This is a genomic window from Variovorax sp. RA8 (genome assembly GCF_901827175.1).
GTDB lineage: Bacteria > Pseudomonadota > Gammaproteobacteria > Burkholderiales > Burkholderiaceae_C > Variovorax.
On the sequence record NZ_LR594662.1, the window covers coordinates 1,902,630 to 1,925,666 of the forward strand.

At 69.1% G+C, this 23,037-nt stretch carries 20 protein-coding genes; 13 read left to right on the plus strand and 7 right to left on the minus strand.

Annotated elements, in window-relative coordinates; all coding sequences use genetic code 11:
* Positions 1 to 36 precede the first annotated feature (36 nt).
* The 3 genes from E5P3_RS09105 to E5P3_RS09115 form a co-directional block, all read right to left on the minus strand.
* Positions 37 to 954 carry a DMT family transporter gene (locus E5P3_RS09105; protein ID WP_232073449.1) on the minus strand — a complete coding sequence of 306 codons (918 nt, stop codon included), beginning with the start codon at positions 952 to 954 and terminating at the stop codon, positions 37 to 39.
* A 26-nt stretch (positions 955 to 980) separates the two neighbouring features.
* Complete coding sequence (locus tag E5P3_RS09110) at positions 981 to 1,835, minus strand: 3',5'-nucleoside bisphosphate phosphatase (RefSeq protein ID WP_162585669.1); 855 nt, start codon at positions 1,833 to 1,835, stop codon at positions 981 to 983.
* Positions 1,836 to 1,936: 101 nt separating this feature from the next.
* The gene (locus E5P3_RS09115; RefSeq protein WP_162585670.1) at positions 1,937 to 2,989 is read right to left on the minus strand and encodes a transporter; all 1,053 of its coding nucleotides are present in this window, start codon (positions 2,987 to 2,989) and stop codon (positions 1,937 to 1,939) included.
* Positions 2,990 to 3,101: 112 nt separating this feature from the next.
* Here E5P3_RS09115 and ppk2 point away from each other — a divergent pair, with 112 nt between their 5' ends.
* From ppk2 to urtE, 8 genes are all read left to right on the plus strand, one after another.
* Entirely contained in the window at positions 3,102 to 4,019 is a 918-nt protein-coding gene (ppk2, locus tag E5P3_RS09120; RefSeq protein WP_162585671.1) for a polyphosphate kinase 2, read from the plus strand.
* A gap of 73 nt (positions 4,020 to 4,092) precedes the next feature.
* Positions 4,093 to 5,142: an extracellular catalytic domain type 1 short-chain-length polyhydroxyalkanoate depolymerase gene (locus E5P3_RS09125; RefSeq protein WP_162585672.1), complete on the plus strand. Its 1,050-nt coding sequence runs from the start codon at positions 4,093 to 4,095 to the stop codon at positions 5,140 to 5,142.
* A 4-nt stretch (positions 5,143 to 5,146) separates the two neighbouring features.
* Positions 5,147 to 6,001: a lipase family protein gene (locus E5P3_RS09130; protein WP_162585673.1), complete on the plus strand. Its 855-nt coding sequence runs from the start codon at positions 5,147 to 5,149 to the stop codon at positions 5,999 to 6,001.
* Positions 6,002 to 6,194: 193 nt separating this feature from the next.
* Positions 6,195 to 7,466, plus strand: coding sequence for an urea ABC transporter substrate-binding protein (urtA, locus tag E5P3_RS09135; RefSeq protein WP_162585674.1), 1,272 nt, complete (start codon positions 6,195 to 6,197; stop codon positions 7,464 to 7,466).
* Positions 7,467 to 7,573: 107 nt separating this feature from the next.
* Positions 7,574 to 9,160 (plus strand): urea ABC transporter permease subunit UrtB, encoded by a 1,587-nt coding sequence (gene urtB, locus E5P3_RS09140; RefSeq protein ID WP_162585675.1) that lies wholly within the window; start codon positions 7,574 to 7,576, stop codon positions 9,158 to 9,160.
* A gap of 115 nt (positions 9,161 to 9,275) precedes the next feature.
* Complete coding sequence (gene urtC / locus E5P3_RS09145) at positions 9,276 to 10,496, plus strand: urea ABC transporter permease subunit UrtC (RefSeq protein ID WP_162585676.1); 1,221 nt, start codon at positions 9,276 to 9,278, stop codon at positions 10,494 to 10,496.
* Positions 10,493 to 11,371 carry an urea ABC transporter ATP-binding protein UrtD gene (urtD, locus tag E5P3_RS09150; protein WP_162585677.1) on the plus strand — a complete coding sequence of 293 codons (879 nt, stop codon included), beginning with the start codon at positions 10,493 to 10,495 and terminating at the stop codon, positions 11,369 to 11,371. The genes urtC and urtD overlap by 4 nt, the downstream gene beginning before the upstream one ends.
* Positions 11,372 to 11,389: 18 nt before the next feature.
* On the plus strand, positions 11,390 to 12,082 hold the full coding sequence (gene urtE / locus E5P3_RS09155) for an urea ABC transporter ATP-binding subunit UrtE (protein WP_162585678.1): 693 nt from the start codon (positions 11,390 to 11,392) through the stop codon (positions 12,080 to 12,082).
* Here the strand turns inward: urtE and E5P3_RS09160 are convergent.
* Positions 12,079 to 12,834 carry an IclR family transcriptional regulator gene (locus E5P3_RS09160; RefSeq protein ID WP_232073055.1) on the minus strand — a complete coding sequence of 252 codons (756 nt, stop codon included), beginning with the start codon at positions 12,832 to 12,834 and terminating at the stop codon, positions 12,079 to 12,081. The two genes, urtE and E5P3_RS09160, sit on opposite strands and share 4 nt — an antisense overlap.
* Positions 12,835 to 12,997: 163 nt before the next feature.
* Here E5P3_RS09160 and E5P3_RS09165 point away from each other — a divergent pair, with 163 nt between their 5' ends.
* From E5P3_RS09165 to E5P3_RS09185, 5 genes are all read left to right on the plus strand, one after another.
* On the plus strand, positions 12,998 to 14,269 hold the full coding sequence (locus tag E5P3_RS09165; RefSeq protein ID WP_162585680.1) for an aromatic ring-hydroxylating dioxygenase subunit alpha: 1,272 nt from the start codon (positions 12,998 to 13,000) through the stop codon (positions 14,267 to 14,269).
* Between the two features lie 24 nt (positions 14,270 to 14,293).
* The gene (locus E5P3_RS09170) at positions 14,294 to 15,265 is read left to right on the plus strand and encodes a Bug family tripartite tricarboxylate transporter substrate binding protein (RefSeq protein ID WP_162585681.1); all 972 of its coding nucleotides are present in this window, start codon (positions 14,294 to 14,296) and stop codon (positions 15,263 to 15,265) included.
* A complete protein-coding gene (locus E5P3_RS09175) occupies positions 15,262 to 16,044 on the plus strand; it encodes an SDR family NAD(P)-dependent oxidoreductase (protein WP_162585682.1) in 783 nt (260 codons plus the stop codon). The genes E5P3_RS09170 and E5P3_RS09175 overlap by 4 nt, the downstream gene beginning before the upstream one ends.
* A 12-nt stretch (positions 16,045 to 16,056) precedes the next feature.
* Positions 16,057 to 17,025, plus strand: a complete 969-nt coding sequence (locus E5P3_RS09180) for a PDR/VanB family oxidoreductase (protein ID WP_162585683.1) — start codon at positions 16,057 to 16,059, stop codon at positions 17,023 to 17,025.
* Positions 17,026 to 17,126: 101 nt separating this feature from the next.
* The gene (locus tag E5P3_RS09185) at positions 17,127 to 18,071 is read left to right on the plus strand and encodes a VTT domain-containing protein (RefSeq protein ID WP_162585684.1); all 945 of its coding nucleotides are present in this window, start codon (positions 17,127 to 17,129) and stop codon (positions 18,069 to 18,071) included.
* 22 nt (positions 18,072 to 18,093) lie between these two features.
* Here the strand turns inward: E5P3_RS09185 and E5P3_RS09190 are convergent, their stop codons facing one another.
* From E5P3_RS09190 to E5P3_RS09200, 3 genes are read right to left on the minus strand one after another with little or no spacing between them, the layout of a single operon-like run.
* Positions 18,094 to 18,828 carry an amino acid ABC transporter ATP-binding protein gene (locus tag E5P3_RS09190; RefSeq protein ID WP_162585685.1) on the minus strand — a complete coding sequence of 245 codons (735 nt, stop codon included), beginning with the start codon at positions 18,826 to 18,828 and terminating at the stop codon, positions 18,094 to 18,096.
* Between the two features lie 6 nt (positions 18,829 to 18,834).
* Positions 18,835 to 20,082, minus strand: coding sequence for a M20/M25/M40 family metallo-hydrolase (locus tag E5P3_RS09195; protein WP_162585686.1), 1,248 nt, complete (start codon positions 20,080 to 20,082; stop codon positions 18,835 to 18,837).
* A 5-nt stretch (positions 20,083 to 20,087) separates the two neighbouring features.
* The gene (locus E5P3_RS09200) at positions 20,088 to 23,012 is read right to left on the minus strand and encodes an FAD-dependent oxidoreductase (RefSeq protein WP_232073057.1); all 2,925 of its coding nucleotides are present in this window, start codon (positions 23,010 to 23,012) and stop codon (positions 20,088 to 20,090) included.
* Positions 23,013 to 23,037 lie beyond the last annotated feature (25 nt).

The window sequence follows — 23,037 nt, forward strand, 5'->3', positions numbered from 1 at the left end:
TGCAATGCATTCTGCCGATAAACGGCAGAGGCGGTGTCAGGACTCCGCGGGCTCGATCGGCACCCTCCGCTCGCGCACGGTGAGCCAGGCGCCGGCCGCGCCGCAGACCGCGATCATCGAGATGCCGATCAGCGACACCCGGTCCGGCACCTGCGAGAAGACCAGCCAGCCGCCGAGCATGGCAAAGGCGATCTGGGCATAGAGGTAGGGCGTGAGCGTGGAGGCCGGCGCGCGCTGGTAGGCGAGGATCAGGATGAAGTGCCCGACCGTGCCCATGAAGCCCATCAGGCACAGCAGTGCCCACCAGTGCCAGCCCGGCAGCGCCGTCCAGACGAAGGGCAGGGCCAGCGAGGCGAGCAGCGTGCCGACCCAGCCGGTGTAGAAGTGCATCGTGAGCGGATTCTCGGTGCGGGCCAGCTTGCTGGTGAGCACCTGGAACCAGGCGTTGGTCAGCACCAGGCCGATGGGCAGCAGCACGGCCCAACTGAAGGCCTCGCCGCCCGGCCGCAGGATGACCAGAGTGCCGATGAAGCCGCCCGCCACCAGCACCCAGCGCAGCGGCGACACCTGCTCCTTCAGCGTCGTTGCGGCCAGCAGGGTGATGACCAGCGGCGCGATCAGCACGATCGAGGTGAACTCCGCCAGCGGCATGTAGCGCAGGCTGAAGAAGGCCAGCGTGCTCGACGCCAGCAGCAGCGCGCCTCGCAGCAACTGGTATCTCGGGTGCTTGGTGCGCAGCAGCGCCGTGCCCTGCAGCGGCAGCAGCACGGCGGTGGTGGCGACCGCCTGGAAGGCATAGCGGAACCACACGCCCATCAGGATCGGCACGCCGGCGGTGGAGAGCTTGGTGGCGCTGTCCAGGGTGGCGAAGCAGGCCACGGCCAGGAGGAGCAGGCCGATGCCGGCGAGGATGCGCTCGGATTCGAGGTCGCGCGTGCGCTTGCGCTCCGCCAGGCCGCCGGTGGTCGTGGTCGGGCTGCTCACCGGATGCGGTCTTCGAGCAGTTCCCACACCGGCGTCAGCTGGCCCGGTAGCAGCGGCAGTTTGCCAAGGTCGCAATGGCTTTCGTCGGGGCTGTGGAAGTCGCTGCCGCGCGAGGCGGCGAAGCCGAACTCCAGCGCCTTGTCGGCGTATTCGACGTACTCGGCCGGCGAATGGCTGCCGGTCACGACCTCGATCGCCCGGCCGCCGTGTTCCTTGAACTCGAGGAACAGCGCGTATTCCTCGTTGGCCGTGAACTTGTAGCGCCCCGGGTGCGCGATCACGGCGAGGCCCTTGGCCCCGGTGATCCAGCGCACCGCGTCCTTCAGCGTGGCCCAGCGGTGCGGCACGTAGCCCGGCTTGCCCTCGGTGAGGAATTTGCGGAACACCTCGGCGGTGTCGCGGCAATGGCCTTGCTCGACCAGGAAGCGGGCGAAATGGGTGCGCGAGATCAGCTCGGGATTGCCGACGAACCTGAGCGCGCCCTCGTAGGCGCCTTTGATGCCCACCTGGGCCAGGCCCTCGGCCATTTCCTGGGCCCGCCGGCCGCGGCCGCCGCGGGTGTCGTAGAGGCCTTCGCTGATGGCGGCGTCGTCCGGGTTGAAGCCCAGGCCGACGATGTGCACGGTCTCGTTCGCGAAGGTGACCGAGATCTCGGTCCCGGTGAGATATCGCATGCCCTGCACGCGCGCCGCCGCGGCCGCGCGGTGCTGGCCGCCAACCTCGTCGTGGTCGGTCAGGGACCAGAGCTCGACGCCGTTGGCGGCCGCGCGGGCCGCCAGTTCCTCGGGGGTGAGGGTGCCGTCGGACACCACGGAGTGGCAGTGGAGGTCGGCGTTCAGGATGGATGACACCCGGTCGATCTTATTCTTTCTTGCATGGGCTTGCAGGGCCCATGGGGACTGCCAAGCGTGCTATCGAATAAATAGCGAGCAACGGGCGCCCGCGGGTGCTCTCAGCGCTTCTTGCGAAAGGCCGCCCAGGCCGCGACCACGGTGAAAGTGATCACGATCGCCACCAGCACCCAGAAACCGTGCTTGTCCTCGGCCAGCGGAATGCCGCCCACGTTCATGCCGAACAGGCCGGCCAGGATGTTGATCGGCAGCGCCAGCACCGTCACCACCGTGAGCACGAACAGGCTGCGGCTGGTGTCCTCGCTGACGTTCGCGGCGATCTCCTCCTGCAGCAGCTTGATGCGCTCCTGCAGTGTGCCCATGTCGCGCAGGACCACCGAGAACTCCTCGGTCGCGCCGCGCAGCTTCTGGGTGTCGTCCTCCGCCATCCAGGCGGGCGGCTTCTGCAGCAGGCGGAACAGGGCGCCCGGCTCCGGTGCCAGCAGGCGCTGAAGCCGCACCAGCAGCCGGCGCATCTCGCCGAGGCGGGCGCGCTTGTGGTCGAGCCGGCCGGTGAGCAAGTCGTCCTCGATCGCATCGACGCGGGTGGTCACGCCGCGCACGACATTCACCAGCACGTCGGCCTGCACGCGCAGCAAGTGCTCCAGCAGCTCGGCGCTGGAGCGCGGCGCGTCGCCCGCCTTCACCGCGGTGCGCAGGGCGTCGACCGAGCGCAGCGGCTTGGCGCGGGCCGTCACCACCAGGCGCGGGCCGACGCTGATCCACAGGGTGGAGATGTCCGAAGGCTCGAAGCTGAACTCGAAGTGCACGTCGTTGATGACGGCGATCAGCGAGTCGTCGGCACGTTCGATGCGGGTCGAATGCATGCCATCCCTGAGGGTTTCGAAGAAGGTGTCGGAAAGCTGCGCATGCCGGTGCAGCCAGCGCTGCGCCTGCGCATGGCTCAGGTTGAAGTGCAGCCACAGGTAGGCGGCCCCGGATGGCGCCTGCTGCGCGAGCCAGGCCGCCGCCGCGTTCGAGTCGATCGCGCGCGACGACTCCTCGGCCGCCGGGTCGAACAGGTAGCCGCAGATGAGCCCGGCTTCGTCGCCGCCGTATGAGGCGGCCGGGATTTCGCGGGGTGAGGACGGGAGGGGGCGGTTCAGGCGTTCCATGCTGGGCGCGCCCCATGTCAGTGGTGTGACGACGCCGGCGGTCGACCCCGTCTGTCACGAATCGGTCATTCCGCAGGGGCAGCATGGGTGTCCCCCTCTGTTTCGAGACCCCATGACGCTGCCCAGCACCCTCAGCGACCAGGAAGAATTGATGCAGCGCATCGCGCGCGACCTGATCGACAGCTACGACGAAGAACTCGAACTGGAGATCGAGGACCGCAACCCGGATGACCTCGGATCGGGCCAGGCGGCCGACAAGGCGGCGCGCCGCGCCTACTTCAAGGAGCTGTTCCGCCTGCAGGGCGAGCTGGTCAAGCTGCAGGACTGGGTGCAGCACAGCCGGCAGAAAGTGGTGATCCTGTTCGAGGGCCGCGACGCAGCTGGCAAGGGCGGGGTGATCAAGCGCATCACCCAGCGGCTGAATCCGCGCGTGGCGCGCGTCGCGGCACTGCCGGCGCCCAACGACCGCGAGCGCACCCAGTGGTACTTCCAGCGCTACGTGGCCCACTTGCCGGCGGCCGGTGAGATCGTGCTGTTCGACCGCAGCTGGTACAACCGCGCCGGCGTCGAACGCGTGATGGGCTTCTGCACCGACGAAGAGTACGAGGAGTTCTTCCGCACCGTGCCCGACTTCGAGCGCATGCTCGTGCGCTCGGGCATCAAGCTACTCAAATACTGGTTCTCGATCACCGACGAGGAGCAGCACATGCGCTTCCTCGGCCGCATCCACGACCCGCTCAAGCAGTGGAAGCTCAGCCCGATGGACCTTGAATCCCGCCGCCGCTGGGAGGAATACACCAAGGCCAAGGAAACCATGCTCGAGCGCACGCACATCGAGGAGGCGCCCTGGTGGGTGGTGCAGGCCGTCGACAAGAAGAAGGCACGCCTGAACTGCATCACCCATCTGCTCGGCCAGATGCCGTACCAGGAGGTGCCGCACCCGCCGATCGACCTGCCCGCGCGCGAGCGCCATGCGGACTACCTGCGCCAGCCGGTGCCGGCCTCGATGTACGTGCCCGAGGTCTACTAGGCGCTGCGCCGCGCCGCCGGCGGCGCGGAAGCTCTGCTAAGGTGCGGAGCCGAACCCGGCCCCCGCACGCAACATGGCCCGCCGCCCTTCCTCGACCTCTGCCGCCAAGGCGTTCACGCGCGCCTACCAGCGCAGCATGAAGGCGCTCACCACCGCCACACTGCGCAACCAGAGGCGCATTGCGGGGCAGGTGCAGCGCGCGGCGGCCGAGCATCTGAAGCCGCCGCGCGGCCCCGGCGACTGGCTGGCGGGGGCGGCGCTCGGCCCCGGTGGCGCGCGGCGCTACCACCTGTACCGGCCGCCGGACATGCAGGTGGGCGAGCGCCTGCCGCTCCTGGTCATGCTGCATGGCTGTGGTCAGACCGGCCGCGACTTCGCCGCGAGCACGCGCATGAACCTGCTGGCAGCGCGCGAACGCTTCTTCGTTCTCTATCCGGAGCAGGACCGAATCGCCCATCCGCACGGCTGCTGGAACTGGTACGACCGCCGCTTCGGCAAGGCCGATGCCGAGGCTGCGACCGTGATGGCCGCGGTCGACCAGGCGTGCGTGCTTTACCCGGTGGACCGCGAGCGCGTCGCCGTGGCCGGGCTCTCGGCGGGCGCCGGCATGGCGGCGCTGATGGCCACGCGCTACCCGGTGCGCTTCAGGGCCCTGGCCATGCATTCGGGCGTGGCGCCCGGCGCCGCCCGCTCGCCCGCGACCGCCCTGGGCGCCATGCGCGGGCGCCATGTGCCGCCCATGCCCGCCACCGCGGTCGGCAAGGCCATGGGGGCAGCCGCGGTCTTCGCCACGCTGCCGCCGCTGCTGATCCTGCACGGCGATGCCGATCTCGTGGTCTCGGCCAGCAATGCGCTGAGCACCGCGGAGGTCTGGGCCGCGGCCACCGGCGCGCAGCCTGGCGTCGTGCGCACGGTTCAACGCGGCAAGCGCCACGCGATGCGGGTGACGGAGTTCAAGCGCAAGGGACGCACCTTCGTCATGCTGTGCGAGGTCGCCGGCCTGGGCCATGCGTGGAGCGGCGGCGCGCCGCGCCTGCCCTTCAGCGACGCCGCCGGGCCGAATGCCTCGCGCCTGATCTGGGCCTTTGTCTCGAAGCAGTTCAAGGCGGCGGCTGCGGCCTGAAGCCATGAGCGGCATCCCCTACGAGCCCGGCAGAACCGCGCTCTATTCGCCGGAGCGCAGCGAGACGCTGTTCGAAGCGGGCCAGCGCTGCACGCCGGCCCAGTGGGCCATCGAAGCGTCGCGGCTGGCGTACTACCGTGCCGAGGCTTCGGACGGCGAGCGCCAGCGCTTGGCGGACGCGCTGGCGCGCGCGGACTTCGGGCTGCCCACGCTCATGACGCACGCCGACTCCGACAGCTTCGCCTTCGCCGCGCTGCACGCGGACGGCACGGCGCTGGTGTCCTTCCGGGGCACCCAGCCCGACGAGATCCGCGACCTGGCGACCAACCTGCAGGCGCACCAGGTCGACTGGCCCGAGAGCGGCGGCCGGGTGCATGCGGGCTTCGCGCGGGCGGCGCGCGCGATGATGCCGATGCTGCGCGAATGGCTGGAAGAAGGCGAGGGCGCCGGCCGCAGCACGCTGATCCTCACCGGCCACAGCCTCGGCGCCGCCCTCGCCACGCTGGCCGCCACCGTGCTTGCGCCGAGCCTGCTGGCCACGCTCGGTTCGCCGCGCGTCGGCAACACGGCCTTCGTGGCCCCGCTGGCGGAGGTCCAGGTGCTTCGCCTGGTCAACGGCTGCGACGTCGTCACGCAACTGCCCCCGGCCTTATCGCTCTACGCGCATGCGGGGCCGACCAGCTACATCAGCTGCGACGGCCAATGCATGCACAACCCCGACGTCGGCTTCATCGAGAGCGACCGTGCAAAAGGACGGGCGCGCTACGTGGTCGACCATGCCTGGAAGCGCGGCGCCGTGCTGCTTCGCGACCTGGCGGACCATGCGCCGATCAACTACGCGCGGGCGTTCTTTGGCTGACCCCCAGCTCGGCCCACTTCGTGTAGCCGCCCACCCTCTCGCCGGGGGCAACACCAGCGGCCCGGCGAAGCCGGTTCCGCGGTGTTCCTGGAATGGGGTCGGCGTTGAGTTTTGTACGCCACCCGGCGTATTTCCGCCGCGTGACCGATTCCGCAGACTCCTCCGTGTCATTCACACCCAGGAGAAGAGTCCCATGCAACAACGTCGATTCACCCTCAAGGCGCTCACGGCAGCGGTCGCGCTGGCCGGCCTTTCCGCTGTGCCGGCCTTGGCCGCCGACACCATCAAGGTGGGCGTGCTGCACTCGCTGTCGGGCACCATGGCCATCTCGGAGACCGTGCTCAAGGACACGGTGCTGATGGCGATCGACGAGATCAACGCCAAGGGCGGCGTGCTCGGCAAGAAGCTCGAGCCCGTGGTGGTCGACCCGGCCTCCAACTGGCCGCTGTTCGCCGAGAAGATCAAGCAGCTGCTCGGCCAGGACAAGGTCTCGGTGATCTTCGGTTGCTGGACCTCGGTGTCGCGCAAGTCGGTGCTGCCGGTGGTCGAGGAAATGAACGGCCTGCTCTTCTACCCCGTGCAGTACGAGGGCGAAGAGCTCAGCAAGAACGTCTTCTACACCGGCGCCGCGCCCAACCAGCAGGCCATTCCCGCGGTCGACTACCTGATGAGCAAGGAAGGCGGCGGCGCCAAGCGCTGGGTGCTGCTGGGCACCGACTACGTCTACCCGCGCACCACCAACAAGATCCTGCGCGCCTACCTGAAGAGCAAGGGCGTGAAGGACACGGACATCGACGAGAAGTACACCCCCTTCGGCCACAGCGACTACCAGACCATCGTCGCCGACATCAAGAAGTTCTCCTCCGGCGGCAAGACGGCCGTGGTCTCGACCATCAACGGCGACTCCAACGTGCCCTTCTACAAGGAACTCGGCAATGCAGGCCTGAAGGCCAAGGACGTGCCGGTGGTCGCCTTCTCGGTGGGCGAGGAAGAGCTGCGCGGCGTCGACACCAAGCCGCTGGTGGGCCACCTGGCCGCGTGGAACTACTTCATGTCGATCAAGAACCCGACCAACACCGCCTTCATCAAGCAGTGGAGCGACTACGCCAAGGCCAAGAACATCGCCGGCCACAAGGACAAGCCGCTCACCAACGACCCGATGGAAGCCACCTACATCGGCATCCACATGTGGAAGCAGGCCGTCGAGAAGGCCAAGAGCACCGACACCGACAAGGTGATCGCGGCGATGGCCGGCCAGACCTTCACCGCGCCCTCGGGCATCGTCTCGAAGATGGACGAGAAGAACCACCACCTGCACAAGAGCGTGTTCATCGGCGAGATCAAGGCCGACGGTCAGTTCAGCGTGGTGTGGAAGACGCCGGGTCCGGTCAAGGCCAAGCCGTGGAGCCCGTACATCGAGGGCAATGACAAGAAACCGGACTACCCGGCTGGCAAGTCGCTGTAAGCAACGAGCGAGCGCTGTCCTCTCCTTTCCTCCCCAATGGGGGAGGGCAGGGCTGGGGGCAGCGGCGGCAGTGACCGCCGCCCCTTTTTAGCGACCTGCGACCTACGATGCTCCGACGAACACTTCACCGCGCACTCTGCGCCTCGACGCTGCTGCTGGCGCTGGCCGCCCACGCGCTCACCCTCGACGAGGCCCGCGCCATCGCCTCGGGCGAATCAGAGGCTCGCATCACCGCGCTCAACAAGGCCGTCGCCACGGCCGACGATAAGACCGCCGCCTTCATCAAGGCCATGGCCGACGACGCGGTCAAGTACACCGAGGACAAGGTCTTCCTCATCAAGGACGACAAGGCCTACGACCCGGTCACCGGTGCCGAGCTCAAGCTGCCCGACAACGCCGAGGACGTGGTCAACAACAACCTGATGCGCGGCGCGCTCGATGCCGCGCAGGCCGCACTCAAGCTCACGAGCAAGGACGACGCGGTCCGCGCCGAAGCAGCGCAGGCCCTCTTCAAGGAACCTGACGAATCCCGCCTGCCCCTGGTCGAGAAGGCGCTGGCCGCCGAGACCAACGACCGGATCAAGGCCCAGCTCGAGCTGGTGCGCGCCGCCAGCATGCTGAGCAGTGCCGACAAGGCCAGGCGCCTCGCGGCCGCGAAAGCGCTGGGCGAGAGCCGCAGCCCGGACACCAAGCTGCTGCTCAACCAGCGCCTGGCCGACGAGACCGACGCCGATGTCCGCAGGGCGATCGGCGCATCGATCGACAGCATCGACGGTTCGCTGGTCTGGGGCGACCGCATCAACGCGATCTTCAGCGGCATCAGCCTGGGCTCTGTCCTGTTGCTGGCCGCACTGGGGCTGGCCATCACCTACGGGCTGATGGGCGTGATCAACATGGCGCACGGCGAGCTGATGATGATCGGCGCCTATGCCACCTACGTGATGCAGGGCATCTTCCAGCGTTACATGCCCGAGTCGCTCTTCGGCTGGTACCTGGTCGCCGCCATTCCCGTCGCCTTCCTCGCCTCGGCGCTGGTGGGCGCGGTGCTGGAGCGCGGCGTGATCCGCTTCCTCTACGGCCGGCCGCTCGAGACCCTGCTGGCCACCTGGGGCATCAGCCTGATGCTGCAGCAGCTGGTGCGCTCGCTCTTCGGCGCGCAGAACGTCGGTGTCGAGAATCCCGGCTGGATGAGCGGCGGCTTCACCATGCTGAGCAACGTCACGCTGCCCTGGAACCGCATCTGCATCATCGTCTTCGCAGTCCTGGTGCTGCTGGCCATGGGCTGGCTCATCGGCCGCACGCGCCTGGGGCTGTTCGTGCGGGGCGTGACGCAGAACCGTCCCATCGCCTCCTGCATGGGCGTGAACACGGCACGCATCGACACCTACGCCTTCGCGCTGGGTTCGGGCATTGCCGGGCTGGCGGGCTGCGCGCTCTCGCAGATCGGCAACGTGGGCCCCGACCTCGGCCAGAGCTACATCGTCGACTCCTTCATGGTGGTGGTGATGGGCGGCGTCGGCCAGCTCGCAGGCACCGTCTACGCGGCGCTCGGCCTGGGCGTGCTCAACAAGTTCATCGAAGGCTGGGCCGGCGCGGTGCTCGCGAAGATCGCGGTGCTGGTCTTCATCATCATCTTCATCCAGAAGCGGCCGCAAGGCATCTTCGCTGTCAAAGGTCGGAGTGCGGAAGCATGAGCCGCACGGCCGTTCCGAAGGCGAATAGCACCGCAGCCGAAGGCGAAGGTATTCCAGTGAGCCGCACGGCCGTTCCGAAGGCGAATACCGCAGCGCGAAGCGCGGAGGTTACCGAATGACCCGGTTCGCACTTCCTTCCAAAGGCCCGCTCCTCGGCGGCAAGGGCTGGACCGCCTTCTTCGTCGCGCTGATCGCCGTCTGCGCGCTGGCCCCCGTGCTCAACCTGCTGGTGCCAGCGGGCAGCGCGCTGCACATGAGCGACTACGCCGTGGCACTGGTCGGCAAGATCATGTGCTACGCCATCTGCGCCCTGGCCATGGACCTGATCTGGGGCTACACCGGCATCCTCTCGCTGGGCCACGGCCTGTTCTTCGCGCTGGGCGGCTACATGATGGGCATGTACCTCATGCGCCAGATCGGCCGCGACGGCAACTACAAGAGCGACCTGCCGGACTTCATGGTCTTCCTCGACTGGAAGACGCTGCCCTGGCACTGGACCTTCAGCGACAGCTTCATCGCCACGCTGGTGCTGATCGTCGCCGTGCCGGGCGTGATCGCCTTCGTGTTCGGCTTCTTCGCCTTCCGCTCGCGCATCAAGGGCGTGTACTTCTCGATCATCACGCAGGCCATGACCTTCGCCGCGATGCTGCTCTTCTTCCGCAACGAGACCGGCTTCGGCGGCAACAACGGCTTCACCGACTTCAAGCGCATCCTGGGCACGCCGATCGCGACGCAGGAGATGCGCATGACGCTTTTCGCGCTCACCGGGCTCACGCTGCTGGGCTTCTTCCTGTTCGCCCGATGGCTCATCGGCAGCAAGTTCGGCCGCGTGCTCCAGGCCATTCGCGATGCCGAGTCGCGCGTGATGTTCTCGGGCTACAACCCGCTGCCCTACAAGCTCACGATCTGGGTCATCTCGGCCGTGATGTGCGGCGTGGCCGGGGCACTCTACGTGCCGCAGGTGGGCATCATCAACCCCGGCGAGATGAGCGCGGCCAATTCGATCGAGATCGCGATCTGGGCCGCGGTCGGCGGACGCGCCACGCTGGTGGGGCCGATCCTCGGCGCCTTCATCGTGAACGGCGCCAAGAGCTGGCTCACGGTGGCCTATCCGGAGTACTGGCTGTACTTCCTCGGTGCGCTGTTCATTGCTGTCACGCTGTTCCTGCCGAACGGCATCGTGGGCCTGGTCAAGAAATGGACGGCCAGGGAGAACAGGGAGGCGCTCGAGGAGGAGCCGCGGCAGCTTGCGCAGCGTGCCCTCGCTGCGGAGCACGGGGTGGAGCCCGGTGCCCTCGCGCCGCTGCCGGTGCGCGCGGAAGGAGCGAGTGCATGACGCCCGACCTGATGGACGCCGGCGCAGAGCGCATCGCACGGCACAGCCAGCACAGCGACTTCGGCAAGCTCACCGCCTCGGGCGGCCGCGAGGCGGGCTACGGCCGCCACGCGACGCCCGGCGAGGTCGACGTCACGCACGGCCGCATCCTCTACCTCGAGGACGTGAGCGTGAGCTTCGACGGCTTCAAGGCCATCAACAAGCTCTCGCTCGACATCGCGCCCGGCGAGCTGCGTTGCGTGATCGGCCCGAACGGCGCGGGCAAGACCACGATGATGGACATCATCACCGGCAAGACGCGGCCGGACGAGGGCACGGTCTTCTTCGGCAGCACCATCGACCTGCTGCGGCACAAGGAGGCCGACATCGCCCAGCTGGGCATCGGCCGCAAGTTCCAGAAGCCGACGGTGTTCGAGCAGTTGACGGTGTTCGAGAACCTCGAGCTTGCGCTCAAGACCGACAAGGGCGTGAAGGCCTCGATGCTGTTCCGGCTCGACTCCGCGCAGTCCGACCGGCTGGCCGAGGTGCTGCACACCATCCACCTGGAGGACAGCGTTTCGCGCCTGGCGGGCAACCTGAGCCATGGCCAGAAGCAATGGCTGGAGATCGGCATGCTCCTGATGCAGGACCCGAAGCTGCTGCTGCTCGACGAGCCGGTGGCCGGCATGACCGACGAGGAGACGGCGCGCACCGCCGAGCTGTTCCTGAAGCTCAAGGGCAAGCATTCGCTGATGGTGGTCGAGCACGACATGAGCTTCGTGCGGACCATCTCGGAGATCGTCACGGTCCTGTGCGACGGGTCCGTGCTGGCGCAGGGCACGCTGGACGAGGTGCAGGCGGATGAGCGCGTGATCGAGGTCTATCTGGGACGCTGAGAAGGCAGCAATACCACCATGCTCAAGGTCAAGAACATCCATCAGTACTACGGCGGCTCCCACATCCTGCGCGACGTGAGCCTCGAGGCGCATGCGGGCAAGGTCACCGTCCTGCTGGGCCGCAACGGCGTGGGCAAGACCACGCTGCTCAAGTCCTTGATGGGGCTGGTCCCCATCAAGAGCGGCAGCATCGAGTTCGACGGGGTGCCGATCCACAGGAAGACGCCCTACGAGCGCGCCCGTGCCGGCATGGGCTTCGTGCCGCAGGGCCGCGAGATCTTCGCGCGCCTCACGGTGGAGGAGAACCTGCGCATGGGCCTGGCCTACCGCCCGGCTGGCACGCCCGTCCCGGCCGAGCTGTTCGAGCTCTTTCCGGTGCTCAAGCAGATGCGGGGCCGCCGCGGCGGCGATCTGTCGGGCGGCCAGCAGCAGCAGCTCGCGATCGCGCGCGCACTGGCGCCCAGCCCCAAGCTCCTGATCCTCGACGAGCCGACCGAAGGCATCCAGCCCAGCATCATCAAGGACATCGGCCGCGTGATCCGCATGCTCGCCGACCGCGGCGACATGGCGATCGTGCTGTGCGAGCAGTACTACGACTTCGCGCAGGAACTGGCCGACGACTACCTGGTGATGGAGCGCGGCGAGGTGATCGCTCGCGGCCTGGGCAAGGACATGGAGGCGCAGGGGGTGCGCCAGCTGGTCGCGATCTAGGGCTGTCCCAGCGCCTTCGACAGCGCCTGCGCTTCTTCCACCAGCAGCTTGCCGATGGCTTCGACCTCGGGCGCGTGGATGCGCGCACTCGGGCCGAACACGGCGATCGAGCCCGCGACCTCGCCGCTGCCGTCGAAGTAAGGCGCGGCGATGGCGACCGCGCCCTGCAGCAGCTCGTCGCGGCTGGTCGCGTAGCCGCGCTTGCGGATGGCCTCGAGCTCCTTCGGGTAGCCGCTCAGGTCCACCTTCGTTCCCGCCGCGTAGGCTTTCAGGCCCTTGTCGCCGAGGGCGGTGTGGGCCAGGATCGCGCGGCCGCTCGCGCCCACCACGATCCGTTCCGAATAGCCGACGCCGCGCTTGAAGCTCAGCGGCTGGCTGCTCGGCAGTTCGGCCACGCAGACGCGATGCAGTCCCTGCGGCACGAAGAGCGCCACCGTCTCGCCGGTGCGCTCGCGCAGGCGCTGCATCATCGGTTGTGCCACCGCGCTGATGTCCTGCGTCGCGGTCCACACATGGGCCAGGCGTGCCACCGCGGGCCCCAGGCGGAAGCGCTGCGGCTCGCCGACCGAGCGCACGAAACCGCTCTGCTCCAGCGTGTGCAACAGGCGGTAGAGCGTGGGCCGGCTCAGGTCCACGCGCTTGAGCAGCTCGCCCGCCGACAGCGCGTGGTCCGCCGGCGTGAAGGCCAGCAGGATCTCGAGCGCCCGGTCCACCGCGCGCACGCTGTCGTTCAGCTTTTCGCTTTCTGCCACCTTGTTCCCTCCTTCTCTCTTCGATCGATTCGCGATGGTATCGGGACGCGCCGGCCGCTGGCCGGCAAGGGCCGGGCTTGACATAGATTGTCCATCTAATGGATACTGATCTCATCAGACGGACAAACAAGTCCGCTCTGCCACCTACGAAGGATCCAGAGACATGAACAAGGAGATGTCCGAAACGCTGGTGCGAACCGGCCCCGGAACCCCCATGGGCAACCTGATGCGGCGCTACTGGGTGCCGATCCTGCTGTCCAGCGAGATCGCCGAGCCCGACGGCCCGCAGGTGCGCGTGCAGATCCTGGGCGAGAAGCTGATCGCCTTTCGCGACACCGAGGGTCACGCCAGCCTGATCAGCGAGTTCTGCTCGCACCGCGGCGTCTCGCTCTACTTCGGCCGCAACGAGGAGGGCGGCATCCGCTGCGCGTACCACGGCCTCAAGTTCAACCGCCACGGCCAGTGCGTGGAGGTGCCGTCGGCTCCGCAGTCCTGCGCGCGCATGAACATCAAGGGCTATCCCTGCATCGAGCGCGCCGGCATGGTCTGGGCCTACATGGGCCCTCCCGACAAGCAGCCCGTGCCGCCCGAGGTCGAGTGGTGCAACCTGCCCGAGAGTCATGTCTTCGTGTCGAAGCGGCTGCAGGAGAGCAACTACCTGCAGGCGATGGAAGGCGGCATCGACACCAGCCACGTCTCCTACGTGCACCGCTTCGAGGTGGACGTCGATCCCATGCACCAGGGCACCAAGGCCAACGACTACATCAAGGCCGATGGCAACGTGATCTTCGACATCGAGAAGAACCCCTTCGGCCTCACGCTCTTCGGCCGCCGCAACGGCGAGCCGGATTCGTACTACTGGCGCATCACGCAATGGCTGTTCCCGTGGTTCACGCTGATCCCGCCCTTTGGCGAGCATGCGCTGGGCGGCCACGTCTGGGTGCCGATCGACGACCACCACTGCTGGGCCTGGAGCATCAACTTCCATCCGGACAAGCCGTTGTCGCACGAGGAGCGCCGTGACATGGAAGAGGGCAAGGGCATCCACGTGGTCTACGAGCCCGGCACCTTCCGCCCCCTGGCCAACAAGGACAACGACTACCTGATCGACCGCCGCGCCCAGCAGGAGAAGCGCGCCTACAGCGGCGTCTTCGGCTTCTCGATGCAGGACGCCTCGCTGCAGGAGAGCATGGGCCCGATCCAGGACCACGAGGCCGAGCGCCTGCTGCCCACCGACAAGGCCATCGTGATGGCGCGCCGCATGCTGCACGAGGCCGCGTTGGGCCTGGCCGAAGGCGTCGAGCCCCCGGCGCTGGACGCCGCGATGCAGCACGTGCGCGCCGCTGGCGTGCTGCTGCCGCGCAGCGAGAACCCGAGCGACTGGGCGCGCGAGCACCTGGCCGACAGCCAGAGCCAGCCCGTCTACTCGATCTGACATCCACAAGAAGGAGACAACCCGATGAACGCATTTCTCAAGGGGCTCGCCGCCGGCGCGCTTGGCCTGCTGCTGGCCGCCGCCGCGCAGGCGCAGGAATGGTCGCCCGCCAAGCCGGTGCGCATCATCGTGCCGATCACCGGCAGTACCAACGACGTGCTGGGCCGCATCGTCGCGGCCAAGCTGCAGGACCTGATCGGCCAGCCGGTCATCGTCGAGAACCGGCCTGGCGCCGGCGGGAACATCGGCGCCGACTTCGTGGCCAAGTCGCCGCCCGACGGGCTCACGCTGCTGGTCGGCTACAACGGTCCGATCGCCATCAACCCGACGCTGTTCGAGAAGATGCCGTACGACCCCGTGAAGGACCTCATGCCCATCACGCTCGCCGTCAGCTCGCCGCAATACCTCGCGGTCAACCCCAGCCTGCCGGTGCACACGGTAAAGGAGTTCGTCGAATGGGCGAAGTCGCATCCGGGCCAGCTCTCCTATGCCTCGGTGGCGGCGGGCAGCGCCTCGCACCTGACGATGGAGATGTTCAAGACGGCCGCGCAGTTCCAGGCCACGCACGTGCCCTACCGCGGCGCAGGGCCGGCCGTCACCGACCTGGTGGCCGGCAATGTCCACGCAGCCTTTCTCGTGCCGGGCAACGTGCAGCAATTCGTCAAGGAAGGGCGGCTGCGGCTCATTGCCTCCTCGGGCCAGAGGCGCTTCGCCAGCACGCCGGACGTGCCCACGCTCGCGGAGTCGGGCTATCCCGACTTCGTGGCCACCTCGTGGATCGGCTTCCTCGCGCCGGCCGGCACGCCGAAGCCCATCATCGAGCGCTACAACAAGGAGATCGTCAAGGTGCTCCACATGCCGGATGTGCGCGAGAAGCTGCAGGGCATGGAATTCGAAGTGGTGGCGGGCACGCCGGAGCAGTTCGCAGGCTGGATCCGCACCGAGATACCCCGCTGGGGCAAGGTCATCAAGTCCACTGGCGCCAAGGCGGATTGAGCGCGATGAAGAGGCTCGAGAACAAGGCCGCGCTGATCACGGGCGGCGGCGCCGGCATCGGTGCAGCGACGGCGCTGCTGTTCTGCGCGGAGGGCGCGGCCGTGACGCTGGTGGATGCCGATGCGGCGGCGCTGGACAGGACGATGCAAGCGGTGCGTGCGCAGATGCCCGATGCACGCATCGCCGGGCATGCGGCCGATGTCGCCGATGGCGACGCAGCCACTCGCGCCGTCGCCCGCGCGGTCGCCGACTTCGGCCGCCTCGACGTGCTGGTCAACAACGCGGCGATGCGCAACTACTCGGCGCTCGCCGATGCGCAGCCGGCCGAATGGCATGCCATGGTGGGCGTGAACCTGGTGGGCACGTCCAACTACTGCCGGGCGGCGCTGCCCGCGCTGCGCGAGAGCGGCCGCGGCAGCATCGTCAACGTGTCTTCCTGCTATGCGGTGACCGGCCGCAAGGGCATGGGCCTGTACGACGCGACCAAGGCGGCGCAGTTGGCAATGACGCGCACCCTGGCCTTCGAGGAGGCCGCGCACGGGATCCGCGCCAATGCGGTGTGCCCGGGTTCCACGCTGACCGACTTCCACGTCGCGCGCGCGGGACAGGCAGGCAAGAGCGTGGAGATGCTCAAGGGCGAGCGCCAGAGCACCTCACTGCTCGGCCGCTGGGCGGCGCCCGAGGAGATTGCGCGGCCCATCCTGTGGCTGGCCTCCGACGAGGCTTCCTTCATCACCGGCGCGGCGCTGATGGTGGACGGCGGGCTGTCGATCATGTGAGGCGCGCAATCGATGTCCGCTTCCACCCTCATCGAGGCGCGCGTCCAGCGGATGCGCCTCGAGGCACCTGGCGTACTGAGCCTGGAGCTGCGCGCCGCAAACGAGGGCGAGCTGCCAGCCTTCGAGGCCGGAGCCCACCTCGACCTGCACCTGCCCAACGGCCTGGTGCGCAGCTATTCGCTGATCAACCCCGCCGGCGAGCGCAACCGCTACGTGGTCGCGGTGCAGGAGGACCGTGCCAGCCGCGGCGGATCGCGCTATGTGCACCAGCAGCTGCGCGTGGGCAGCACGCTGCCCATCTCCGCGCCACGCAACCACTTCCGGCTGCATGAGGAAGCTCCGCACAGCGTGCTGGTGGCGGGAGGCATCGGGGTGACGCCGCTGCTGGCCATGCTGCGGCGTCTCGCGGTGCTGGATCGGACGGCCGACTTCTTCTATTGCGCACGCTCACGCCGCGAGGCGGCCTTCGTCGGCGAATTGGAGCGGCTGGCCGGCGAGCGGGTGCACCTGCAGTGGCACTTCGACGACGAGGCCGGTGCGCCGCCCGACCTGCGGCACTGGCTGGCCGGCCGTCCCGCCGAAGCGCACTTCTACGGCTGCGGCCCCGCGCCCATGCTCGCGGCTTTCGAGCGCGCGTGCGAGGCGCTTGGCCACGCAAACGTGCATGTGGAGCGCTTCGCGGCTCCGGGCATCGCGCCTGCCTTGGAGGAGGAGGGCGCCTTCAGCATCGAGCTGCGGCGCAGCGGCAGGACCCTCGAGGTCGTGCCGGGCCGGTCCATCCTCGACACGCTGCTCGATGCCGGCGTCGACGCCGATCACAGCTGCAAGGAGGGCGTCTGCGGTGCCTGCGAGACGCGCGTGCTGGCCGGCGAAGTGGAGCATCGCGATGGCATCCTGACGCAGGCCGAACGCGCGGCCAACAAGAGCATGATGCTCTGCGTCTCGCGTTGCCGGCGCGGCCCCCTGGTGCTCGATCTCTGACGGTTCGCGCATCGCCCAGGCGGGCGATGGCGCTGTGTGGGTATGCTGTTCGCCATGCCCATCGCCTGCTCGCGCCAACCTCGTCCAACCGGGGGTCGCGCATGGAAACGCTGATCGCCCTGATGGTCGACCACGCGGTGGCCGTGGTCTTCGTCACCACCTTCGCCGCCCGCGTCGGGCTGCCGGTGCCGGCAGCGCCGGTGCTGGTCGTGGCCGGCGGTATCGCAGCCATCGCCGAGCCGGTGCTGCTCCTCGCCTTGGTCGCCGCCGCGCTGCTGGCCAACGTGCTCGGCGATGCCGTGTGGTTCTATGCCGGGCGCGTCTACGGCTACCGCTTCATGCGGCTGCTGTGCAAGATCTCGATCTCGCCCGACTCCTGTGTGCGGAGCAGCGAATCCCTGATCACGCGCTGGGGCGGCCTGTCGCTGGTGGCGGCCAAGTTCGTGCCCGGCGTCTCGGTCGTGGCGCCGCCGATGGCCGGCGCGCTGGGCATGTCCTCGTGGCGCTTCCTGGCCTTCGAGATCGTGGCTGCCTTGCTGTGGGTCGGCGTCTTCCTCGGCCTGGGCTGGATCTTCCGGGAGCAGATCGAGGCCGTGCTCGACGCACTGGCCAATGCCGGCGGCATCGCGACCGCGGCGCTGGTCGTGGTGCTGGCGGCGATGCTGGCGCTGCGCTGGTGGCGCCGCCGCAGCGTCCTGCGCATCGCGAGCATGCCGCGCGCCAGTATCGACGAGCTGCTCGCGCTGCTGGCGGGCGAGGCGCCGCCGATCGTGGTCGACGTGCGCGGAGAGGCCGGCGTGCAGGTCGATCCGCGCCGCATCCCGGGTGCCCTGTCGATTCCTCTCCAAGCCCTGCAGCAGCGCCGCGCCGCGCTGCCCTTCGACGACATGGGGCGGGAGATCATCCTCTACTGCAACTGTCCCAACGAGATCTCGGCCGCCCTCGCCGCGCAGGCCCTGATGGCGCGCGGCTTCCTGCGCGCACGGCCCCTGGCCGGCGGGCTGGAGGCCTGGGTCGGCGCCGGCCACCCGACCGCCGAGGCCTGACCCCGAGCGCACGCGCGGTCGCTCAGTGCTGAAGGATCTTCGAGAGGAACTGCCGCGCCCGCTCCGAGCGCGCCGCCGGGTTGCCGAAGAACTCCTCCTTGGCGCAGTCCTCGACGATGCGGCCCCGGTCCATGAAGATCACGCGGTGCGCGACCTTGCGCGCAAAGCCCATCTCGTGCGTGACGCACATCATGGTCATGCCCTCGCGCGCCAGCTGCACCATCACGTCGAGCACCTCGTTCACCATCTCCGGGTCCAGCGCCGAGGTGGGCTCGTCGAACAGCATGGCGACCGGATTCATCGCGAGGGCGCGGGCGATCGCCACGCGCTGCTGCTGGCCGCCCGAGAGTTGGCTGGGGAATTTATGCGCATGGGCCCCCATGCCCACGCGCTGGAGCAGGGCCATCGAGGTGGTGCGTGCCTCCTCGGCGGAGCGCTTGAGGACCTTGCGCTGTGCGATCGAGAGGTTCTCCTCGATCGAGAGGTGCGGGAACAGCTCGAAGTGCTGGAACACCATGCCCACGCGCGAGCGCAGCTTGTTCATGTCCACCTTCGGGTCACCCACCGCGACGCCGTCGACCGTGATGCTGCCCTGCTGGAAGGGCTCCAGCGCATTGACGCACTTGATGAGCGTGGACTTGCCCGACCCGGAAGGCCCGCAGACCACGACGACTTCGCCCTTGCGAACGTTGGTGCTGCACTCGGCCAGCACCTGGAAGGCGCCGTACCACTTGCTCAATTGGCGGATCTCGATCATGGAACCTCAGCGGGTCAAGAGTTGCAGAAGGGTGTTGGCGACCACCACTGTCGCCTTGCGCAGCTCATCCAGCGGCACGCGCTCGTCGGCGCGATGGCCGTTGGCTTCGAGCAGCGTCTCGGGGCCGGCGCCGTACATCACGGTGGGAATCCCGGCTTCGCTGTAGAGGCGCGCGTCGGTGTAGAGCGGTACGCCGATCGTCGTCACCGGCTTGCCCATCACGGCGCTCGCCTCGCGGCACATCAGCTCGGCCAGGTCCTTCGCGCCGGGCGCGGGGGCAAAGGGACGCGCCATCAGGATGCGGCGGATCTCGACCGTGATGCCGGGCAGCGCCCGGCAGGCTTCCACGATCACGCCGCGCAGCTCGGCCTCCACCGCTTCAGGCGATTCCTCGGGCACGATGCGCCGGTCGATGCGCAGGCTGAGCCGGTCGGCCACCACGTTGGTATTGATGCCGCCGTCGATCAGGCCGATCACCAGGGTCGGGTGGGTGATGCCGGGCGTCTGCGAGGGCCGTTCGGCAAGCGCATCGCGATGCCGGTAGAGCGCAGGCAGCAGCGTCGCGGCGGCCTCGATCGCGTCGTGGCCGGTGTCGGGCCGCGCCGCATGGGCCGACTTGCCGCGCAGCGTCACCTCGAGGTGCAGGCAGCCGTTGTGGGCGACCACCACATGGTGCGAGAAGGCGGCCGAGAGCACGTAGTCGGGCCGGCTCAGGCCGTGAGAAAGAATCCAGCCCGGGCCGGTCATGCCGCCCGTCTCCTCGTCGTAGGTGAGATGCAGCTCGACCGTGCCGCGCAGGGCCGCGCCATCGGCGGCGAGCTGCTTGAGCGCGCGCAGCGCGAAAGCATAGGTCGTGAAGTCCGACTTGGAGACGGCCGCGCCGCGGCCGTACATCCAGCCCTCGCGCACCTCGCCGGCATAGGGATCGACGCTCCAGCCGTTGCCGGGCGGCACCACGTCGCCGTGCGCGTTGAGCGCCACCACGGGACCGGCGCCGAAGCGTTCGCGCACGATCAGGTTGGTCGCGCTGCGCATGCCGTGCTCGGCCGCGAACTCGACCGGAACGGGATGACGTTCGACTTCGAAGCCCATGGCTTCGAGCAGGCCGGCCGTGAGTTCGGCATGCGGCGCGCAGTCGCCCGGCGGATTGTCGGAAGGACACTGCACCAGCCGGGCCAGCGTGCGCACCTGCTCGTCGAAATGCGTGTCGATGAAGTGGCGCAGGCTCTCGCGCGCGGGATCGTGGTTGGTCATGGTGGTCAGAGAAAGCGGTCGATGCGAAACGGGCTGATGTCGAAGTCGGTGCGGCCGTGCGCGATCAGCTCGGCGACCAGCTTCGCCGTGATCGGCGCCAGCGTGTAGCCGTTGGAGGTGACGGCGTTGTAGAAGCCCGGCACACCGGGTACCTCGCCGATGATCGGCGCGCCGTCGATGTTCACGTTCATGCCGGCCCATGCGCGCACCATGTGCAGCCCGCTCACTGGCGGCAGCACGCGGCGCGCCACCCACAGGTTGCCTTCGATGCTGTTGCGCTCGGCGCGGTTGAGCCGCATGTCCGGGTGGAAGGCCGCAGTCCAGCCGCCGCCGATCAGCAGGCCGCCGCTGGCCGCCTGCTTGAGGCTCAGGTGCCGGTCGGCATGCGCGATCAGGTGATCGACCAGCGGCGGCGCGGGCTCGGTCACGATCATCTGCAGCGGCGCGCCCTGGACCGGGATCGTCACACCCAGCATACGGCCCACCGCGCTCGACCAGGCGCCGCTCGCATTGACGATGCGGCCGGCGCGAATCGTTCCGCGCGAGGTGCGGACCTCGAAACCCGTGCCTTCGCCGGGCAGCCGCTCGATGGCCTGCACGTCGCAGCCGCGCAGCAGTCGGGCGCCCTGTTGCTGGGCGCGCCGGGCCACCGCGTAGGTGGCGCGCAGCGGGTTGATCTTGCCCTCCATCGGGCAGAGCTCTGCGCCCAGCAGTTCGCCGGACAAGGCCGGCGACAGCCGACGCAACGTGGCGCCGTCGATCACCTCGGCCTCGATGCCATGGCTGCGCTCCAGCGCGGCCTTGGCCTCGAGGAAGCGCATGCCGGCGTCGCTGTCGGCCACCATCAGGCCGCCGGTGATCTTGATCTCCAGATCTTCGCCGCAATCGGCCTCGATCTGTTGCCAGAGCTTCACGGACTTCGGTCCGAGCGGCAGCGTGGCCGCGGCCGGGCCGCCGCCGGCCTGCGCGCGGGCGCCGAAATCGAAGGACAGCAGCTGCACATGCAGGCTGCCGGCATTGGCCCCCGAGGCCTGCAGGTTGATGTCGTCGCGATCGACCACCGTCACCTCCTGCCCGGCGGCCGAGAGGTAGTAGGCGAGGCAGGAGCCCAGCACGCCGGCACCGATCACCAGCACGTCGGTGCGCAGCGGCGGTAAGGACTCGACGGCCACCGGGCGCGCGAGGTTGGGCGTGATCGCCGGCTTGTGGCCGCCCCATTCGGGTTTCTCGAAGCCCAGCGCGCCCGCCGGCACCGGCTTGGCGGGCGGCCGCGGCGCGAAGTACTGCTCGACCTCTGGGGGGCTGCCCGTCAACTCGCCGATCAGCCGCGCGGCGGTCACCGCGCAATAGCGCCCTTGGCAGCGTCCCATGCCGAGGCGCGTGTTGCGCTTGAGAGCGGCCAGCGTGTCGCGCCCGGCGCGGATCTGCTCGCGCACGTCGCCGAAGCGGATCTCCTCGCAGCGGCACAGCAGGGTGTCGTCGGGCACCTCCACCAGCCGCACCGGCGGTGGCGCGTAGAGCGACCACAGGGCCTGCTGGAATCGTTCGGCCTGCCGAAGCCGGCCGAGCGCCTCGACGGGCTCGGGCGCATGCAGGCCCAGGTTGCGCGCTGCCGCGGCCCCGGCCAGTGCTCCGCGCGCCAGGGCCACGCGGGAGCCGCCCATGTCGGCGCCGTCGCCGGCGACGAACACGCCGGCCAGGCTGGTCGCGCCGTCTTTGCGCGTGACGGTGGCCGGGTAGCCGAGGTGCCGGTCCGCGAGCCGGTGCTCGCAGCCCAGCATGCGCGCCAGCTCCGTGGAAGGAATGAAGCCGTAGCCGAGGCACAGCGTGTCGGCCTCGAAGCGCTGCGCGGTTCCCGGCACGGCGCTCCCCAGCGCATCGAGGCGCGCTGCCTGCACGGCCTGCAGGTGGCCCGGACCTTCGGCAGCCACGACCGCTGCGCCCCAGATCACCGGAACGCCGTGGGCGCGCAGCTGCCGCAGGTAGCGCCAGCCATCGCGCAGCAGGTCGGGGGCGGTGCGCGCGGCAGTCCACATGGGGCGCCATTGCCCCGGCGAAGGCCGCTTGGCCGACTCCAGCACGGCCACCACCTCGGCACCGCCGGCCAGCAACTCGGCCGCCAGTTGCAGGTTCAGCGGCCCGTTGCCGGCGATCAGCACCCGCTGTCCCGGCGCCACGCGGTAGGCACGGGCCAGCGTCTGGCCTGCACCCGTGGTCATCACACCGGGAAGCGTCCAGCCGGGGAAGGGGGCCGGTCGCTCATAGGCGCCGGGGGCGATCACGAGCTGCCGGCACGCGATGACATGCGCCTGCCCGCCGATGAGCGCGCCGACCTCGTTCGGCGAGAAGGCGGCCCAGACCTGGGCGTCCTGCTCGATGTCGACACCGGCTCCCAGCGCCTCGCGCTCGAGCGCGAGGCCATCGGCAAACTGGCGATCGGCGGGCGCGGCGGCGTGGTGCGAGGGCGCGAGCGGCTTGTAGAACTGACCGCCCGTCTGAAGGCGTTCATCCAGCACCAGCACGCCGGCCCCGGCGCGTCGGGCAGCGAGTGCGGCCGACAGGCCGGCCGGCCCGGCGCCGATCACCAGCAAGTCCACCTCGCGCCGCGCCGGCCCGGACCCGGAACCGGCCTCCGGCGCCAGCGGCCGCAGCGGATCATCGACCGTGCCCCCCGGCATCGCAGAGCGCACCTGCTGCCCCTCGGCCACCTTGGTGAGACAGGCCCGCTGGCTGGCGCGCCCATCCACCGTCACCAGGCAATCGAAGCAGGCGCCCATCCCGCAGTACAGGCCCCGGCGATCACCGCCACGGGTGTGGCGCATTTCGCGGATGCCGCTTGCGGCCAGCGCGGCGGCGAGGGTCTCGCCCTCGAGCCCTTCCGTGGGCTGGCCGTCGTACCAGAAGCGAACGGGCCGTCCGGTCGCAGTCATCGAAGGGTGGCTGAGTCGGACGCTC

What these genes read in the sequence shown, in the direction of transcription:
- E5P3_RS09115 (WP_162585670.1), bottom strand. Translation starts at nt 2,989, where the DNA reads ATGGAACGCCTGAACCGCCCCCTCCCGTCCTCACCCCGCGAAATCCCG.
- ppk2 (WP_162585671.1), top strand. Translation starts at nt 3,102, where the DNA reads ATGACGCTGCCCAGCACCCTCAGCGACCAGGAAGAATTGATGCAGCGC.
- E5P3_RS09125 (WP_162585672.1), top strand. Translation starts at nt 4,093, where the DNA reads ATGGCCCGCCGCCCTTCCTCGACCTCTGCCGCCAAGGCGTTCACGCGC.
- E5P3_RS09130 (WP_162585673.1), top strand. Translation starts at nt 5,147, where the DNA reads ATGAGCGGCATCCCCTACGAGCCCGGCAGAACCGCGCTCTATTCGCCG.
- urtA (WP_162585674.1), top strand. Translation starts at nt 6,195, where the DNA reads ATGCAACAACGTCGATTCACCCTCAAGGCGCTCACGGCAGCGGTCGCG.
- urtB (WP_162585675.1), top strand. Translation starts at nt 7,574, where the DNA reads ATGCTCCGACGAACACTTCACCGCGCACTCTGCGCCTCGACGCTGCTG.
- urtC (WP_162585676.1), top strand. Translation starts at nt 9,276, where the DNA reads ATGACCCGGTTCGCACTTCCTTCCAAAGGCCCGCTCCTCGGCGGCAAG.
- urtD (WP_162585677.1), top strand. Translation starts at nt 10,493, where the DNA reads ATGACGCCCGACCTGATGGACGCCGGCGCAGAGCGCATCGCACGGCAC.
- urtE (WP_162585678.1), top strand. Translation starts at nt 11,390, where the DNA reads ATGCTCAAGGTCAAGAACATCCATCAGTACTACGGCGGCTCCCACATC.
- E5P3_RS09165 (WP_162585680.1), top strand. Translation starts at nt 12,998, where the DNA reads ATGAACAAGGAGATGTCCGAAACGCTGGTGCGAACCGGCCCCGGAACC.
- E5P3_RS09170 (WP_162585681.1), top strand. Translation starts at nt 14,294, where the DNA reads ATGAACGCATTTCTCAAGGGGCTCGCCGCCGGCGCGCTTGGCCTGCTG.
- E5P3_RS09180 (WP_162585683.1), top strand. Translation starts at nt 16,057, where the DNA reads ATGTCCGCTTCCACCCTCATCGAGGCGCGCGTCCAGCGGATGCGCCTC.
- E5P3_RS09185 (WP_162585684.1), top strand. Translation starts at nt 17,127, where the DNA reads ATGGAAACGCTGATCGCCCTGATGGTCGACCACGCGGTGGCCGTGGTC.
- E5P3_RS09190 (WP_162585685.1), bottom strand. Translation starts at nt 18,828, where the DNA reads ATGATCGAGATCCGCCAATTGAGCAAGTGGTACGGCGCCTTCCAGGTG.
- E5P3_RS09195 (WP_162585686.1), bottom strand. Translation starts at nt 20,082, where the DNA reads ATGACCAACCACGATCCCGCGCGCGAGAGCCTGCGCCACTTCATCGAC.
- E5P3_RS09200 (WP_232073057.1), bottom strand. Translation starts at nt 23,012, where the DNA reads ATGACTGCGACCGGACGGCCCGTTCGCTTCTGGTACGACGGCCAGCCC.